This is a genomic window from Gilliamella sp. CG13 (assembly GCF_046635805.1).
Lineage (GTDB): Bacteria > Pseudomonadota > Gammaproteobacteria > Enterobacterales > Orbaceae > Gilliamella > Gilliamella apicola_I.
On sequence record NZ_JBIDFM010000003.1, the window covers coordinates 89,894 to 106,419 of the forward strand.

At 36.7% G+C, this 16,526-nt stretch carries 11 protein-coding genes; 9 read left to right on the forward strand and 2 right to left on the reverse strand.

The features are described from left to right. The first annotated feature begins 168 nt into the window (after nucleotides 1–168). The 4 genes from bglX to ACGH6R_RS05975 all read left to right on the forward strand — a co-directional run bounded on the left by bglX (nucleotide 169) and on the right by ACGH6R_RS05975 (nucleotide 7,352). Entirely contained in the window at nucleotides 169–2,442 is a 2,274-nt protein-coding gene (gene bglX, locus ACGH6R_RS05960; RefSeq protein WP_411599244.1) for a beta-glucosidase BglX, read from the forward strand. Between the two features lie 54 nt (nucleotides 2,443–2,496). After that, the gene (locus ACGH6R_RS05965) at nucleotides 2,497–4,191 is read left to right on the forward strand and encodes a sensor histidine kinase (protein WP_267361046.1); all 1,695 of its coding nucleotides are present in this window, start codon (nucleotides 2,497–2,499) and stop codon (nucleotides 4,189–4,191) included. After that, nucleotides 4,191–4,910, forward strand: coding sequence for a two-component system response regulator BtsR (gene btsR / locus ACGH6R_RS05970; RefSeq protein WP_267350528.1), 720 nt, complete (start codon nucleotides 4,191–4,193; stop codon nucleotides 4,908–4,910). Before ACGH6R_RS05965 ends, btsR begins: the two co-directional genes overlap by 1 nt. Nucleotides 4,911–5,201: 291 nt before the next feature. Continuing rightward, nucleotides 5,202–7,352: a carbon starvation CstA family protein gene (locus ACGH6R_RS05975; protein WP_411589998.1), complete on the forward strand. Its 2,151-nt coding sequence runs from the start codon at nucleotides 5,202–5,204 to the stop codon at nucleotides 7,350–7,352. Nucleotides 7,353–7,859: 507 nt separating this feature from the next. Here the strand turns inward: ACGH6R_RS05975 and ACGH6R_RS05980 are convergent. Together ACGH6R_RS05980 and ACGH6R_RS05985 are read right to left on the reverse strand one after the other, a co-directional pair. Beyond that, on the reverse strand, nucleotides 7,860–8,321 hold the full coding sequence (locus tag ACGH6R_RS05980) for an NfeD family protein (protein ID WP_411589996.1): 462 nt from the start codon (nucleotides 8,319–8,321) through the stop codon (nucleotides 7,860–7,862). 94 nt (nucleotides 8,322–8,415) lie between these two features. Next, complete coding sequence (locus ACGH6R_RS05985; RefSeq protein ID WP_411589995.1) at nucleotides 8,416–9,336, reverse strand: SPFH domain-containing protein; 921 nt, start codon at nucleotides 9,334–9,336, stop codon at nucleotides 8,416–8,418. A gap of 361 nt (nucleotides 9,337–9,697) precedes the next feature. On the opposite strand from ACGH6R_RS05985, the gene ACGH6R_RS05990 reads away from it, so the two are divergent. From ACGH6R_RS05990 to trpA, 5 genes are read left to right on the forward strand one after another with little or no spacing between them, the layout of a single operon-like run. Next, nucleotides 9,698–11,260, forward strand: coding sequence for an anthranilate synthase component 1 (locus ACGH6R_RS05990; protein WP_411589994.1), 1,563 nt, complete (start codon nucleotides 9,698–9,700; stop codon nucleotides 11,258–11,260). Continuing rightward, nucleotides 11,260–12,891, forward strand: coding sequence for a bifunctional anthranilate synthase glutamate amidotransferase component TrpG/anthranilate phosphoribosyltransferase TrpD (trpD, locus tag ACGH6R_RS05995; protein ID WP_411599155.1), 1,632 nt, complete (start codon nucleotides 11,260–11,262; stop codon nucleotides 12,889–12,891). Before ACGH6R_RS05990 ends, trpD begins: the two co-directional genes overlap by 1 nt. A gap of 13 nt (nucleotides 12,892–12,904) precedes the next feature. Further along, nucleotides 12,905–14,287, forward strand: coding sequence for a bifunctional indole-3-glycerol-phosphate synthase TrpC/phosphoribosylanthranilate isomerase TrpF (gene trpCF, locus ACGH6R_RS06000; protein WP_411599156.1), 1,383 nt, complete (start codon nucleotides 12,905–12,907; stop codon nucleotides 14,285–14,287). Between the two features lie 22 nt (nucleotides 14,288–14,309). After that, complete coding sequence (trpB, locus tag ACGH6R_RS06005) at nucleotides 14,310–15,503, forward strand: tryptophan synthase subunit beta (protein WP_411599157.1); 1,194 nt, start codon at nucleotides 14,310–14,312, stop codon at nucleotides 15,501–15,503. Beyond that, a complete protein-coding gene (trpA, locus tag ACGH6R_RS06010) occupies nucleotides 15,500–16,306 on the forward strand; it encodes a tryptophan synthase subunit alpha (protein WP_411599158.1) in 807 nt (268 codons plus the stop codon). The genes trpB and trpA overlap by 4 nt, the downstream gene beginning before the upstream one ends. The last annotated feature ends 220 nt before the right edge of the window (nucleotides 16,307–16,526 follow it).

The following is a 16,526-nucleotide window of genomic DNA, read 5'->3' on the forward strand; positions in this document are numbered from 1 at the left end:
CTTCATTTTAGCATAATCCTTATTTTTTCTTATTATTACTAAAAAATTTCACCATACTATCATAAAGTTGATTTTCACAAATTTAGTAAAGATTGAGATTTTTTTTAGCGATTCAGCTATTCTATTCTTATTTTAATCCTCACAACGACAGTGACAGCGAACCTAATGATGAAAAAATTAATCTTATTGTTATTCATGTGTCTCTTCTCTTCTTCTATTCTTGCGCAAAATGAAAATAGCGAGGATAAAAAAGCCTTTATTGATGCGCTATTATCAAAAATGACCATTGAACAGAAGGTTGGACAATTGCGTTTAATCAGTGTGGGCGGAGAACTCACACTCGATAAAGTCTTAGATCAAATTGAAGCTGGCGAAATTGGGGGGATATTTAATACTGTTGTCGAGCCTGACTTGTCACGAATGCAAGATCGTGCTTTAAAATCACCTAACAAGATCCCGTTGTTATTAGGATTTGACATTGTGCATGGTCATCGCACTGTGTTTCCAATCAATTTAGGTATTGCCTCTACTTGGGATCGCCAAGCAATGGCTCTTGTCGCACAAGTTTCCGCTGATGAAGCTACTTCTGATGGACTTAATATTACTTGGGCTCCCATGGTTGATATTACCCGAGACCCACGATGGGGTAGAGTTTCTGAAGGTTTTGGTGAAGATCCTTATCTTACTTCAGAAGCTGGGCGGATTTTTGTTGAACAAATGCAAAAGCCGTCTTTGGCGGAAAAAAATTCGTTGGTGACAACCGTTAAACACTTTGCGCTTTATGGTGCGGTTGAAGGTGGGCGAGAATACAATAGTACCGATATGAGTGAACGAAAAATGTTTCAAGAATATCTGGTTCCCTACAAAGCGGCAATAGATGCAGGAAGTCAAGCTATTATGGTATCGTTGGTTACGGTAAATGGTGTTCCGGCTACCGCAAATCATTGGCTTTTGACCGATGTGCTACGTCATCAATGGCATTTTAATGGCGTAGTCATTAGCGATCATGGTGCAATTCGGGAACTAATTAATCATGGTGTTGCCAGTGATGCCAAAGATGCTGTTCGCATTGCAATTAAAGCCGGTATTGATGTTAGTATGAATGATGAATATTTCCTTCAATTTATCCCCCAACTGGTCAAAGAAGGGGCATTGAGTGAAGATGATATTAACAATGCATGTCGACACGTGTTGTCGCTTAAATATGATATGGGATTGTTTCGTCACCCTCATCGTAATTTAGATCCAAACTTAGACATTGAAACGATGTTTGCTGATAATCGATTACATCGAAAAGAAGCCAGAGAAGTGGCACGACGCAGTATTGTGTTATTAAAAAATGATAATAAGGTTTTACCTTTATCTAAAGATCAAAAAATTGCGGTTATTGGTCCACTAGCAGACTCCAAACGCGATATATTAGGGAGTTGGTCGGGTGCAGGTCGAGCTAATTTAGCCGTGACTCCCTTGGAAGGCATTAATCACGCAATAAACAACCCCAAAAATGTCAGTTATGCATTGGGTGCTAATCTTTCGGATGATCCCGCACTATTTAAATTCTTAAATCTTTACGAAGTTACGGCAAAATTTGATGACAGACCTGTTGAAAAGATGATTAGTGAAGCGGTCGAATTAGCGAAAAATGCAGATGTTGTTGTCGCTTTCATTGGTGAAGCGCAAGGAATGGCACATGAGTCGTCAAGTCGAACAGATATTTCCCTTCCTGAAAGTCAAAAAAGATTACTTCGAGCACTTAAAGCAACCGGTAAACCCCTTGTTATTGCTTTAATGAATGGTCGCCCGTTAACATTAGTCGATGAATTTCAACAAGCCGATGCTATGCTTGAAACATGGTTTTTAGGTACAGAAGGCGGTAATGCCATTGCTGATGTATTGTTTGGCGATTATAATCCGTCTGGAAAATTACCTATGTCATTTCCACGTAATGTTGGACAGATACCTGTCTATTACAGCCATTTAAACACAGGTCGCCCACACGGAACGGAGAATATGGGGAAATACACGACATCTTATTTGGACAGTCCTAATGAACCTCTGTTCCCATTTGGCTATGGACTAAGTTATACTGATTTCAACATCACTTTTTCTCTTTCAGCGACAGAAATGCAACAAAATGGTCAAATTATTGTGACAGCAATAGTTGAAAATACAGGAAACAGGGAAGGTACTCAAACCGTTCAACTTTACTTACAAGATGTGACTGCTTCGGTAAGTAGACCCGTTAAAGAACTAAAAGGCTTTGAGAGCATTACATTGAAAGCACATGAAAAAGGAGAAGTGCACTTTATTATTAAGCCTGAAATGTTAAAATTTTGGAATGACAAAATGCAATATGTGGCAGAGCCAGGTAAATTTAATGTGTTTATTGGCTCGGATTCAACTACACAAAACAAACAAACTTTTACTTTATTGAATAACTAAACTTTTTTATCCCATTAACCTTCGTTAGTGGGATAGGCTTAATAGATTTAAATTATGCTTGAATTCGATCTAATTCTACAACTTTTACAACAGATGTGTGTTTATTTAGTTATTGCCTATTTACTAAGTAAAACCCCAATTGTTATTCCGCTCATGCAAGTCACAGTGCATTTACCGCATAAATTAGTTTGCTATTTTATCTTCTCACTGTTTTGTATTATGGGGAGCTATTTTGGACTTCACATTGAAGATACTATTGCAAATACCCGTGCTATCGGGGCGATCTTAGGTGGTCTTCTTGGTGGTCCTATGGTTGGTTTTTTAGTCGGTGTGACAGGGGGGATTCACCGCTATACATTGGGGGGAATAACGGCTGAAAGTTGTATGTTATCGACTATATTAATTGGGCTAATCAGTGGATTATTGCATTACGCGTTAATGAAAAAAGGTCGGGTTGATCTTATCTATAATCCTTTATTAGTCGGTGTGCTGGGTTTATTGGTCGAATCGCTTGAAATGATTTTAGTATTATTAATTTCACGTCCTTTTGATACTGTTTTACATGCGGTAAAAAGTATTGCAGCGCCCATGATTATCGCCAATAGTATTGGTTCAGCGATGTTTATGCGAATTTTATTGGATCGACGAGCTATTTTCGAACGCTATACCTCGGCTTTTTCGGCAAAAGCATTACAAATTGCAGTGAGCACTGAGGGGCTGTTACGTGATGGTTTCAATCAAGAAAATAGTACAAAAGTGGCAGAAATTATTTATCAAGAGTTGGATATTGGTGCGGTTTCCATTACAGACAGAGAAAAAATCTTGGCTTTTATTGGAATTGGAGATGATCACCATTTACCGGGTACACTGATCACGTCAAATAGTACTTTAGAAGCTATTGAAAAAAATGAAGTACAATATCTGGATGGCGCACATTTACCGTATCAATGTTCAATTAATAAAAATTGCCGTCTTGGATCAACGCTGGTAATTCCACTGCGAGGTGAAAATAATACTGTTGTTGGTACGATCAAATTATATGAGGCAAAAAATACTTTATTTAGTTCAATCAATCGAACATTAGGGGAAGGGATAGCCAGTTTATTATCGGCACAAATATTAGCGGGTCAAAATGAGCATTACAAACAATTATTGTCTAAAACCGAAATTAAGTTATTACACGCTCAAGTTAATCCACATTTCTTATTTAATGCCTTAAATACGCTAGTCGCGGTTATTCGGCGTGATAAAGTGCAAGCATCTGAGCTGGTGCAAAATCTATCAACTTTTTTTCGAAAAAATCTAAAAAGAACGGACGAAATAGTTACGCTCAAAGATGAAATAGAGCATGTTAATGCTTATTTACAAATTGAAAAAATGCGTTTTATGGATCAACTCACGCTTGATATTCATATCCCAGCAGATTTAGAAAATGCTCGTCTTCCTGCATTTTCATTGCAACCAATCGTTGAAAATGCCATAAAACATGGTACTTCCCAATTGATTGGTGAAGGAAAAGTGAGTATAAATGCTTATACAAAAGATTTAACATTGTATTTAGAAGTCATCGATAATGCGGGTAATTATCGAGAAAATAAAAAAGATATGAAAGGATTAGGACTAAATTTAGTCGATAAAAGAATTCATATTCGTTATGGTGAAAGATATGGTTTAGCGATTTTCTGTCAACCTGACGAATATACGAAAGTGATATTATCACTACCATTGCAAGAGGATGTAATTAGTTAATGTTAAATGTTATTATTGTGGATGATGAACTCCCTGCACGTGAAAATTTACGTTGTTTGCTCGAAAAAGATCCCGATGTTGCTATTATTGCTGAGTGTCATAATGCAATGGAAGCAATCAGTAAAATACACCGCCTACAACCTGACGTAGTATTTTTAGATATACATATGCCCAAAATAAATGGGTTTGAAATGTTATCGATGCTTGATCCCCAGACGATGCCTAGCATTGTCTTTTTAACTGCATACAGTGAATTTGCCGTTAAAGCTTTTGAAGAACAAGCCTTTGATTATTTACTTAAACCGGTAGAACAAGACCGTCTCAATAAAACACTATGCCGTTTACATCAACATCAATTACCTAATAATCTAAAGCATTTAGATATAGTTAATCAAAATTTAGATTATATCCCTTGTGTTGGTCATAACCGTATCTATTTATTAAATTTAGATGATGTATTTTATATCGCTTCAAAAATAAGTGGTATCTATGTATTTAATCAAAATAATGATGAATATTTTACTGAGTTAACTTTAAAGACATTAGAAGATAAAACCCCTCTTATTCGATGTCACAGACAATACTTAGTTAATTTAAAAAAACTCAAAGAGATTCGCTTTAATGAATCAACGGGCGTAAGTATTATTTTAAATAACGATATTTCAGTCCCTGTTAGTCGTCGATATCTAAAATCACTCAAAGAAATGTTAGGATTATGATTTCAATTATCGATTTATGTAAATTTTATTAAACCGCTCATTGACTGATTTTAACCACTCATTGTTGCCATTCAACCTATGGCTTAAATAGCGATACCATTCTTATCAACAAAAATTTACTATAAGCTTGATATATAAGTCACAAAGGTATACTCAAAACCATAAAATAGGTAAGGAATAGTGGAAGATAATAAAAAATTGTTTTTTATTTATCCAAACACCAAGCCAAATAGCATTTTAATGGTGTTAAGTATCGTTTTTATAATCTTAAAACCCAAAAAGAGAATCATTATGAATAATAAAATATTAAAGCATATTCCTTGGGTCATTCTTGCTTTTGTTGGTGCATGCTGTCTAGCAGTTGTTGCATTACGGCGAGGTGAACACATCAGTGCATTATGGATTGTTGCTGCTGCTGTATCTGTATATTTAGTTGCTTATCGATATTATAGCCTTTATATCGCTAATAAGGTTATGCGATTAGATCCTACTCGAGCAACGCCTGCTGTCATTAATAACGACGGACTAAATTATGTTCCAACCAATAAATATGTTTTATTTGGTCACCATTTTGCTGCTATAGCTGGTGCAGGTCCACTAGTTGGTCCCGTTCTTGCTGCACAAGTTGGTTATTTGCCTGGTACACTTTGGCTACTTGCTGGTGTTGTTTTTGCTGGCGCCGTACAAGATTTTATGGTGCTTTTCCTTTCATCTCGCCGTAATGGTTCTTCACTGGGTGAAATGATTAAAAGCGAGATGGGGCCAATTCCTGGTGCTATTGCCTTATTTGGTTGCTTTTTGATTATGCTTATCATTTTAGCGGTTTTAGCGTTAATTGTTGTGAAAGCATTAGCAGAAAGTCCTTGGGGTGTTTTCACGGTGTGTTCAACCGTACCCATTGCGCTGTTTATGGGTATCTATATGCGATTTTTAAGACCCGGTCGAGTTCTTGAAATCTCAGTCATTGGTATTGTTTTACTTATATTATCCATTTGGTTTGGGGGCGTTATTGCTCACGATCCTTACTGGGGACCAGCGTTAACATTTAAAGACACAACGATCACTTATGTGCTAGTCGGTTATGCCTTTATCTCTGCGATGTTACCTGTATGGTTAATATTGGCACCACGTGATTATTTAGCGACGTTTCTGAAAATTGGCGTCATTGTTGGTTTAGCAATAGGAATAGTCATATTAAATCCTGATTTAAAAATGCCAGATGTAACACAATATGTTGATGGGACTGGTCCTGTTTGGAAGGGATCATTATTTCCATTCTTATTTATTACGATAGCTTGTGGTGCGGTTTCTGGATTCCATGCGCTTATTTCTTCTGGTACCACGCCTAAATTATTAGCTAACGAAAAAGACGCACGCTTTATCGGATATGGTGCAATGTTAATGGAGTCATTTGTCGCCATAATGGCGTTAGTAGCAGCTTCAATTATTGAGCCTGGTCTCTATTTTGCGATGAATACTCCACCAGCAGGATTAGGGATTACAATGCCTGATTTGCATAAATTGGGGACTGATGATGCACCAATGATAATGGCGCAATTAAAAGATGTCACCGTTCATGCAGCTGCGACAGTGAGTTCATGGGGCTTTGTGATCTCTCCTGAACAAATCCTACAAACCGCCAAAGACATAGGTGAACCGTCCGTCTTGAATCGTGCAGGTGGTGCACCAACGCTAGCGGTAGGGATTGCTTATGTATTCAACCAAATATTACCAGGAGCGAATATGGGCTTTTGGTATCATTTCGGTATTTTGTTTGAAGCCCTATTTATTTTAACGGCGCTTGATGCAGGAACACGTTCAGGTCGATTTATGTTACAAGATTTATTAGGTAATTTTGTACCGTTCTTGAAAAAAACAGACTCACTTATCGCCGGCTTTATTGGTACGCTGGGGTGTGTAGGATTATGGGGATATCTCCTCTATCAAGGCGTTGTTGACCCATTAGGTGGTGTGAAGAGTTTATGGCCACTATTCGGTATATCTAATCAAATGTTAGCTGCTGTCGCGCTGATTTTAGCAACAGTCGTATTGATTAAAATGAAACGTGCGCAATACATTTGGGTCACAATCATTCCGGCAATTTGGTTGTTAATCTGTACAACATGGGCATTAGGTCTAAAATTATTCAGTGATAATCCGCAATTAGAAGGCTTCTTCTATTTAGCTAATGAATATAAACGTCAAATTGCTGAAGGTAGTAAAGAGTTAACTGCTCAACAAATTGATAATATGCATCATATTATTATCAATAATTATACTAATGCAGGATTAAGTATTTTATTCTTACTTGTGGTATACACGATTATCTTCTTTGGTATTAAAACCGCGCTTAAAGTTCGCAACAATAAACAAAGAACAGATAAAGAAACCGCTTATGTTCCTATACCAGAAGGTGGTGTTAAAACTTCTATGTCACATTAAGTGGTCTGGAGCGAGATGTCATAGTGATATTGCCTCTCGATAGTAAACTCCAATTATTTTAGTTAAAGCCCAACAATGAGACATTGTTGGGCTTTTCTATTTTGACTATAAAAAATGCTTACACTATTCTAAATAAAACTCATTAAATTAAAAAATTTAGCGTTGTCGGCATAACTCTCTATATGTCATTACCAGTGTGATAGCATATCGCATCGATAAGTCAAAGGAAGGTGAACAATTTATCGTCACTGTTATGACAAATATTTGCGGTTTATTAACTAAAAAAATTAGCCAATAATGATTATTGGCTAATAGGATAAATGAATGTTAAGATTAATAGTATCGAATCAATGATACTGCTTTGTTACACAATAAAGAATGCATAAATTTTGGTGCATTTTGGGTATCATCTTTCCATATATAAATCTTATTTTCTTTACAAATTTCAATCATCTTCTCAATGTTATTTTTCTGATATTTGTTTTTCAAATATGATATGAAAACATTTTAAATGATAGGTTCAACACTTAAAATTATTCCATCGACAGAAGTAACAATAACGGATTGACCTACTGGTAAATCTTGATTACATCTAGCTGACCATGTGCCATCTTTAATTTTAACTCGACCAGAACCATTGACAATTGCATCAGTGACGACTGTTTTAATACCAATTAAGTCATGTTGAGGTTGATTAATTTGGTTTTTACTTGAACGATGTTTTCCTTTGCTTTTAAGCCAAACATACCAGAGATAAACAGAAACGATCGTAAAAATTGAAAATAAGAACCATAAAGTTGGCCAAGATAATGGAATTACCCAAGCTATTATTCCCACACAAATGGCAGAAATTCCACACCAAAGTGCATATCCACCTATACCTAATAATTCGGCAATCAGAGAAATAACGCCTAAGGCAATGAAAATCCAATGAGGAGAGTTATAAATAACTGTAAAAAAATCAGCCATTATTTTTTACCTTTCATTTTATAAAGATTAAAGCAATGCCTCTATTTTAGCATAGTGTAAATTCGCTAAATTAGAGGCATTAATATTAAACAAATTATTTTGAATTAGTTTTTGATTCTTTGATTAATTCAGCAATACCGCCAATACTACCCATTAGATTTGAAGCATCCAACGGCATCATTATCACTTTGCTATTTTTAGCAGAACCAATTTCTTGAAGTGCTTCGGTATATTTTTGCGCAACAAAATAATTAATTGCATTGATATTACCGGCGGCAATAGCTTCAGAAACCATTTGAGTTGCTTTTGCTTCGGCTTCAGCAGCACGTTCACGCGCTTCAGCTTGTAAGAATGCGGCTTGTTTTTCACCCTCAGCTTTCAAAATTTCAGATTGTTTTTCACCTTCTGAACGTAAAATTGCTGCTTGGCGAATACCTTCTGCTTCAAGAATTTCAGCACGCTTATTACGTTCTGCTTTCATTTGAGCATTCATAGCTGCAATTAATTCAGCAGGTGGACGAACGTCACGAATTTCAATACGGGTAATTTTAATACCCCAAGGGCTAGTTGCATCATCGACAATACCCAATAATTTTGAGTTAATATGATCACGTTGTGATAACATTTCATCAAGTTCCATACTACCCAGTACAGTACGTATATTGGTCATCATTAAGTTAATCACAGCACGCTCTAATTGATTAACTTGATAAGCGGCTCTTGCTGCATCTTGTACTTGGATAAAACAAACCGCATCAATTTGCACATTCGCATTATCTTTTGAAATTACTTCTTGTGATGGAATATCAAGCACTTGTTCCATCATATTAATTTTTCGTCCCACACCATCCATAAATGGAATAATGATATTTAATCCGGGTTCAAGAGTATGGGTATATTTACCAAAGCGCTCTATAGTATATTGAAAACCTTGCGGAACAATAGTAATGGCTTTTAATACAGTAATTAAAGCAAGTATAACGATAACGCCAATAACGATGTAAAAAGTAGGCATAGACAACATTTCCTTAGTAATTAGAATTCGGGGCTATTTTAATGATAAATTTCTAATTTGACTAGTTATTATTAACTTATTTATATTAAAACGATTATCGATACTTTACTTAAATTTAATTGTTGACAACACACTAATGAACTAGTTTAATAGTACAAAATATATTAAACAGATAATGATGATGACATTACAGTACTTATACCTAGTTATTTATTCATTCATAGGCTTTGGTCGGTGGCACATTAGCTATTTCGGGTGATGTGATTATCTGTTTTTTTCATAAACCCGCTTAAAGCGGGTTTTTTAGTTTTGAATTAATGATAAAAAAATTAAATAAAAATTTGATAATAGTGAGTCGACAATGAATAAGCCAACTTTAACCCAGCTAACTAAAACTATTTGTTATCATCAAGATCCGACGTTAGTATTTAACCAATTATGTGAAAATCGTCCTGCAACGTTATTGCTCGAATCGGCTGAAATTGATAATAAGCAAGGTATTAAAAGTGTCATGATTGTTGATAGTGCATTACGTATCTCGGCAATAAACACGCAAGTGACTTTTGAAGCCTTGACCACTAATGGTGAAAAGTTGTTACCTTTATTGCACCATGCTTTTGACGAAAAGGTCATTAAAACATTCGATCATTCCCAAAAATTAACCTTGAGTTTTCCAACGATTAATAGCATGCAAGATGAGGATTCTCGTTTAAAGTCGCTATCGATTTTCGATGCGTTAAGAACTTTACTTAAAATAGTAAATATCCCTGAACATAGTAGCTCGGATGTCATATTTGTTGGTGGGTTATTTTGTTATGATTTGGTGGCAGGATTTGAAAACTTACCTATTTTACCAACAGAACAACGTTGCCAAGATTTTTGTTTCTATTTAGCGGAAACCCTATTAGAAATTAATCATCAAGATCATGTATCAATTTTGAAGGCTACCGCTTTTACGTCAGATCAGATTGAAATATCTCGCTTAACTCATCGTTTAGCTGAATTAGATGCGACATTAAGCAAGCCGATGAAACCAATTCAAACCCAATCACTGGCAAGCATTGATGTTACGTGTAATAAAAGTGATGACGATTTCAACACGGTTGTTAAAAAAATGCAAGATGCTATCCAACAAGGCGAAATTTTTCAGGCAGTGCCTTCCAGACGTTTTACGTTACCTTGTCCAGCCCCATTATCGGCTTATCAAGTGCTAAAAAATAATAATCCAAGTCCATATATGTTTTATATGCAAGATCGTAATTTTGTCTTGTTTGGGGCATCACCTGAAAGCGCGCTTAAATATACTAAAGCAACAAATCAAGTTGAAATCTACCCGATTGCTGGTACTCGCCCTCGAGGATTAACGGCGAATGGTGAAATTGATTATGATTTAGACAGTCGATTAGAGCTTGAGATGCGTACCGATAAGAAAGAGTTAGCAGAACATTTAATGTTAGTTGACTTAGCCCGTAATGATTTAGCACGTATATGTCACCCCGGTACTCGCTATACTAAAGAATTATTAAAGGTTGATCGTTACTCTTTTGTTATGCATTTGGTATCAAGAGTGGTGGGACAATTAAGACATGATTTGGATGCCTTACATGCTTATCAAGCAACAATGAATATGGGAACGTTAACGGGAGCGCCGAAAGTTCGAGCCATGCAATTAATTGCTGAATCGGAAAAAATTAAACGAGGTAGTTACGGTGGAGCGGTTGGATATTTTACCGCCAATGGCGATTTGGATACTTGCATAGTCATTCGTAGTGCCTACGTGGAAGCAGGAATTGCAACCGTTCAAGCAGGTGGGGGGGTAGTGTTAGATTCAGAACCACAATTTGAGTCTGATGAGTCACGTAATAAAGCTCGTGCCGTTGTTCGTGCGATTATGGCAGCACATCATGTAGAAGGTGTATTTTAATGGCTAATATTTTATTTATTGATAATGTTGATTCCTTTACTTATAACTTAGTCGATCAACTGCGTAATAGCAAACATTGTGTCACTGTTTATCGTAATACGATTCCAGCCGACGTCATTATTGAAAAATTATCTCAAATGCAAAATCCTATTTTAATGCTATCACCAGGTCCCGGTACGCCAAGCGAAGCAGGATGCATGCCAGAACTACTTAAGCGTCTGAAAGGAAAATTGCCAATAATTGGTATCTGTCTTGGTCATCAAGCAATTGTCGAGTCCTATGGAGGAAGTATTGTACCAGCAGGTGATATCTTACATGGTAAAGCATCACTTATTGAACACGATGAACAAGCTATGTTTAAAGGGTTACCCAACCCACTACCTGTTGCTCGATACCATTCATTAAAAGGCGAAAATATTCCAAATACACTCACCATTAATGCACTTTGTAATAATATTGTAATGGCGGTGCGCAATGATCATGATCGGGTTTATGGCTTTCAATTTCACCCCGAATCAATTTTAACGATTCAAGGTGTAAAGTTGTTAGAACAAACGATTGAGTGGGCACTCAATCCACCACAACCAGAGTCACAATCGAAACCTGAGGCCATTATTAATAAACAAGAATACAACATTCAACCTATTATTAATAAATTGTATTTAGGACAAACATTAACCCAAAATGAGAGTAAAATTCTATTTAATCTTATTATTCAAGGCAAAATTGAACCAACCGTTTTAGCAACTGCGGTGATTAGCATGAAAGTAAGGGGTGAAAAACCTGATGAAATTGCTGGAGCTGCTCAAGCCTTGCTGGAAAATGCGGATAGTTTTGATATTCCCGATTATGACTTTACCGATATTGTGGGAACCGGTGGCGATGGCACCAATAGTATTAATATCTCCACAGCAAGCGCTTTTGTTGCAGCAGCATTAGGCTATAAAGTGGCTAAGCATGGTAATCGTGGTGTATCAAGCAAATCGGGATCGTCCGATGTATTATCCGCTTTAGGGATAAAGTTAAATATGCCTGCGGAAGCATCTCGTAAAGCATTAGATGAATTGGGGGTCTGTTTTTTATTTGCTCAACAATATCATTCAGGCTTTCGTCATGCTGCGCCCGTACGTCAGCAATTAAAAACAAGGACAATTTTCAATGTGCTTGGGCCGTTGATAAACCCGTCCAGACCTAAACGTATTTTATTAGGAGTTTATCATCCCGATTTAATTAAACCAATTGCTGAAACGCTAAAAATGCTCGGTTATACTCATGCTTATGTCGTTCATGGCTCTGGAATGGATGAAGTTGCTATTCATGGTGAAACCCAAGTGGCTGAAGTTCGAAATGGCGAAATTCGCTATTTTACTTTGACACCACAAGATTTTGGGCTAAAACAGTATACCTTAAAAGACATTGAAGGCGGTACACCAGAAATGAATCGTGATATGTTAATTGCCATTTTACAAGGGCATGGTAAACCGGCGCATGAAGCAGCCATTGCTGCTAATGTCGCCATGTTAATGAGCCTGTTTGGTCAGTCAGATTTAAAACAAAATGCGCAGCAAGCAATTGATATGATGCATAGTGGCAAAGCCTATACGCTGTTACAACAATTAGCAGCAAGGTAAAATGGAGAGTAACATGGTTGTAAATACATTAACCGAAAATGTTGAAATGGCGACTGTTTTAAAACAGATCATTGATGATAAAAAGCAATGGCTAATCGAACAAAAAAAACAAAAACCACTAGACACATTTCAATCAGAAATTAAACCAAGTGATCGTGATTTTTATCAAGCCTTAAATCAGCCTAAAACGGTGTTTATTTTAGAGTGTAAAAAAGCGTCGCCTTCAAAAGGCTTAATTCGTAACGATTTTGATCCAGCGAGTATTGCTAAAGTCTATAAAGATTATGCTTCGGCTATTTCTGTACTGACTGATGAAAAATACTTTCAAGGTCGTTTTGAATTTTTGCCAATTGTTCGCAACGAAGTGACACAACCCGTTCTATGTAAAGATTTTATTATTGACGAATACCAAATCTATTTAGCGCGTTATTATCAAGCAGATGCTATTTTATTAATGCTATCTGTTGTTACCGATGATGAATATCGTCATTTAAGTCAGATTGCTCATCAACTTAATATGGGTGTACTAACTGAAGCGAGTACTGAAAAAGAAGTCGAACGAGCCATTGAACTTGGTGCTAAAGTCATCGGTATAAATAATCGTAATTTACGTGATTTAAGTGTCGATTTAAATCGGGTCAAGAATTTGTCTAAAACAATTCCGACGGATCGCATCATTATCAGTGAATCAGGTATATACACCCATAATCAGGTGAAAGAACTCAGTCAATTTGCTAATGGTTTTTTAATTGGAAGTGCATTAATGTCAGAATCTAACTTAGCGATAGCGATTCGAAAAGTTATGCTAGGTGAAAATAAAGTATGTGGTTTGACGCGAACAGAAGATGCTATTGCGGCTTATCAAGCTGGCGCTGTTTATGGTGGATTAATTTTTGTCCCCCAATCACCACGCTATATTTCACCCATTAAAGCGCGTTCGCTTATGTCAGTGGCTCCACTTAATTGGGTCGGTGTTTTTAAAAATGAAGACATCGAAAAAGTAAGTCAAATTGCAAAACAAATATCACTTTATGCCGTTCAATTGCATGGCGATGAAAACGAAGAGTATCTACAAACCTTACGTCAACAGCTGCCTCAATCCTGTCAAATCTGGAAGGCGCTAAGTATTAGCGATGTCATCCCAGAACATCACCATCCGCTAATCAGTCGCTATATCTTTGATCATGGAGCTGGGGGAACAGGACAACATTTTGATTGGTCATTACTAAATGGACTGGATTTAAATAATGTGATTTTAGCGGGTGGTATAAATCCACAAAATGTCAAATCTGCATTAGCCACTAAGGTTATTGGCGTTGATATTAATTCTGGTGTGGAAATGTCTGCTGGTATTAAAGATAAACAGAAAATTAAAGCCGTATTTGAACAAATTTAATTAATTTTAAAAAGGAATGGTTATGTCTAAATTAAATCCTTATTTTGGAGAATTTGGCGGGCAATATGTCCCTCAAATATTGATGCCTGTACTTGAACAACTTGAGGATGCTTTTATCTCTGCGATCAACGATCCCAGCTTCCAAAAAGAGTTTAACGATTTGTTAGTTAACTATGCAGGTCGACCTACAGCACTCACATTATGTAAAAATTTAACGGCGGGTACGAAAACCAAACTCTATTTAAAACGAGAAGATCTTGTGCATGGTGGGGCACACAAAACCAATCAAGTATTAGGGCAAGCTTTACTAGCCAAAAGAATGGGAAAAACGGAAATAATCGCCGAAACTGGTGCAGGGCAACATGGCGTTGCATCGGCTTTAGCATGCGCACTATTAGGTCTAAAATGCCGCATTTATATGGGGGCAAAAGATGTTAAGCGCCAAGCACCCAATGTCTTTAGAATGCGTTTAATGGGCGCAACAGTCATTCCTGTTGAAACGGGTTCTGCAACATTGAAAGATGCTTGTAACGAAGCATTACGAGACTGGTCAGGTAGTTATGAAAAAGCACATTATATGTTAGGCACAGCTGCCGGACCGCATCCGTTTCCGACCATTGTCCGAGAGTTTCAACAAATGATCAGCCGTGAGGCAAAACAGCAAATTTTAGAAAAAGAAGGTCGCTTGCCTGATGCTGTCATTGCTTGTGTTGGAGGGGGGTCAAACGCTATTGGAATGTTTGCCAATTTTATTGAAGATAAATCGGTCAGATTAATTGGTGTTGAACCGGGTGGTCATGGTATTGAAAGTGGCGAGCATGGCGCATCATTAAAACATGGTAAACTAGGCATTTATTTTGGGATGAAATCGCCAATGATGCAAACCGATGAAGGACAAATTGAAGAATCTTATTCGATATCTGCGGGTTTGGATTTTCCGTCGGTAGGACCTCAACATGCATATTTAGACAGTATTGGACGGGCTGATTATGTATCGATTACTGATGACGAAGCATTAGCGGCCTTTAAAGCTCTATCACGTAGTGAAGGCATAATCCCCGCATTAGAGTCATCGCATGCCTTAGCGTACGCTATTAAGATGATCAAAGAAAATCCAAACGAAGAACAGTTATTAATCGTCAATTTATCAGGTCGTGGGGATAAAGATATCTTTACTGTTTATGATATTTTAAAAGCAAAAGGAGAAGTCGAATGAGCCGTTATCAAAAACTGTTTGATAAGTTAAAGCAAGAAAAACGAGGTGCATTTGTTCCTTTTGTTCCCGTTGGTGATCCCAATCCAGAGCTCTCATTACAAATAATTCAAACATTAATTGATGCGGGTGCTGATGCGTTGGAACTTGGTATTCCATTTTCAGATCCTATGGCGGATGGTCCCACCATTCAAAACGCCAATATACGAGCATTTCAAGGCGGTATCACCGTTGATAAATGCTTTGAAATTTTAACCAAAATTCGACATGATAATACTCATATTCCTATTGGATTACTCATCTATGCTAACTTAGTGTTCAAAAATGGTATTGATAACTTCTATGCCAAGTGCGCTAAAGCAGGGATAGATTCAGTATTGATTGCAGATTTACCTGTTGAGTATGCGCAAGAGTTTATAGGCTCAGCTGAAAAAAATGGTATTGCCCCTATATTTATTTGTCCACCTAATGCCGATGATGAAGTGATTAAAAATATTGCTAAATATGGTAAAGGGTATACTTATTTGGTGTCTCGCGCTGGTGTTACAGGAACTGAAAATCGTGCCAATAAACCCCTTACCCATTTATTGAAAAAACTCATTGAATTTAATGCACCTCCTGCTATTCAAGGATTTGGTATATCTGATCCTAACCAAGTGAGTGAAGCAATTAAATCGGGAGCAGCGGGAGCAATTGCTGGTTCTGCGACAGTCAAAATTATTGAGCAACATTTGGATACCCCTCAAAAAATGTTGCATGAATTAGCCATTTTTGTCAATAAAATGAAAAATGCAACTATAAAATAGCCTCCAAAAATCGTTATTTAATATTAATCACAAAAACACGTTTTTCCGCTGAAAAATCAGCGGAAATCCTTATGATTTCATTAGAAAATATTATAATGTAATTTAATGTGAGTAATTAAAAAAATAAGACAAAATGACTATCTGAAATATTTCAATAACTTCAAGTAAAACTGTTAAAAAAGCGTGATTTTCAGTTGCATTTTTTTCAAAATATAGTATA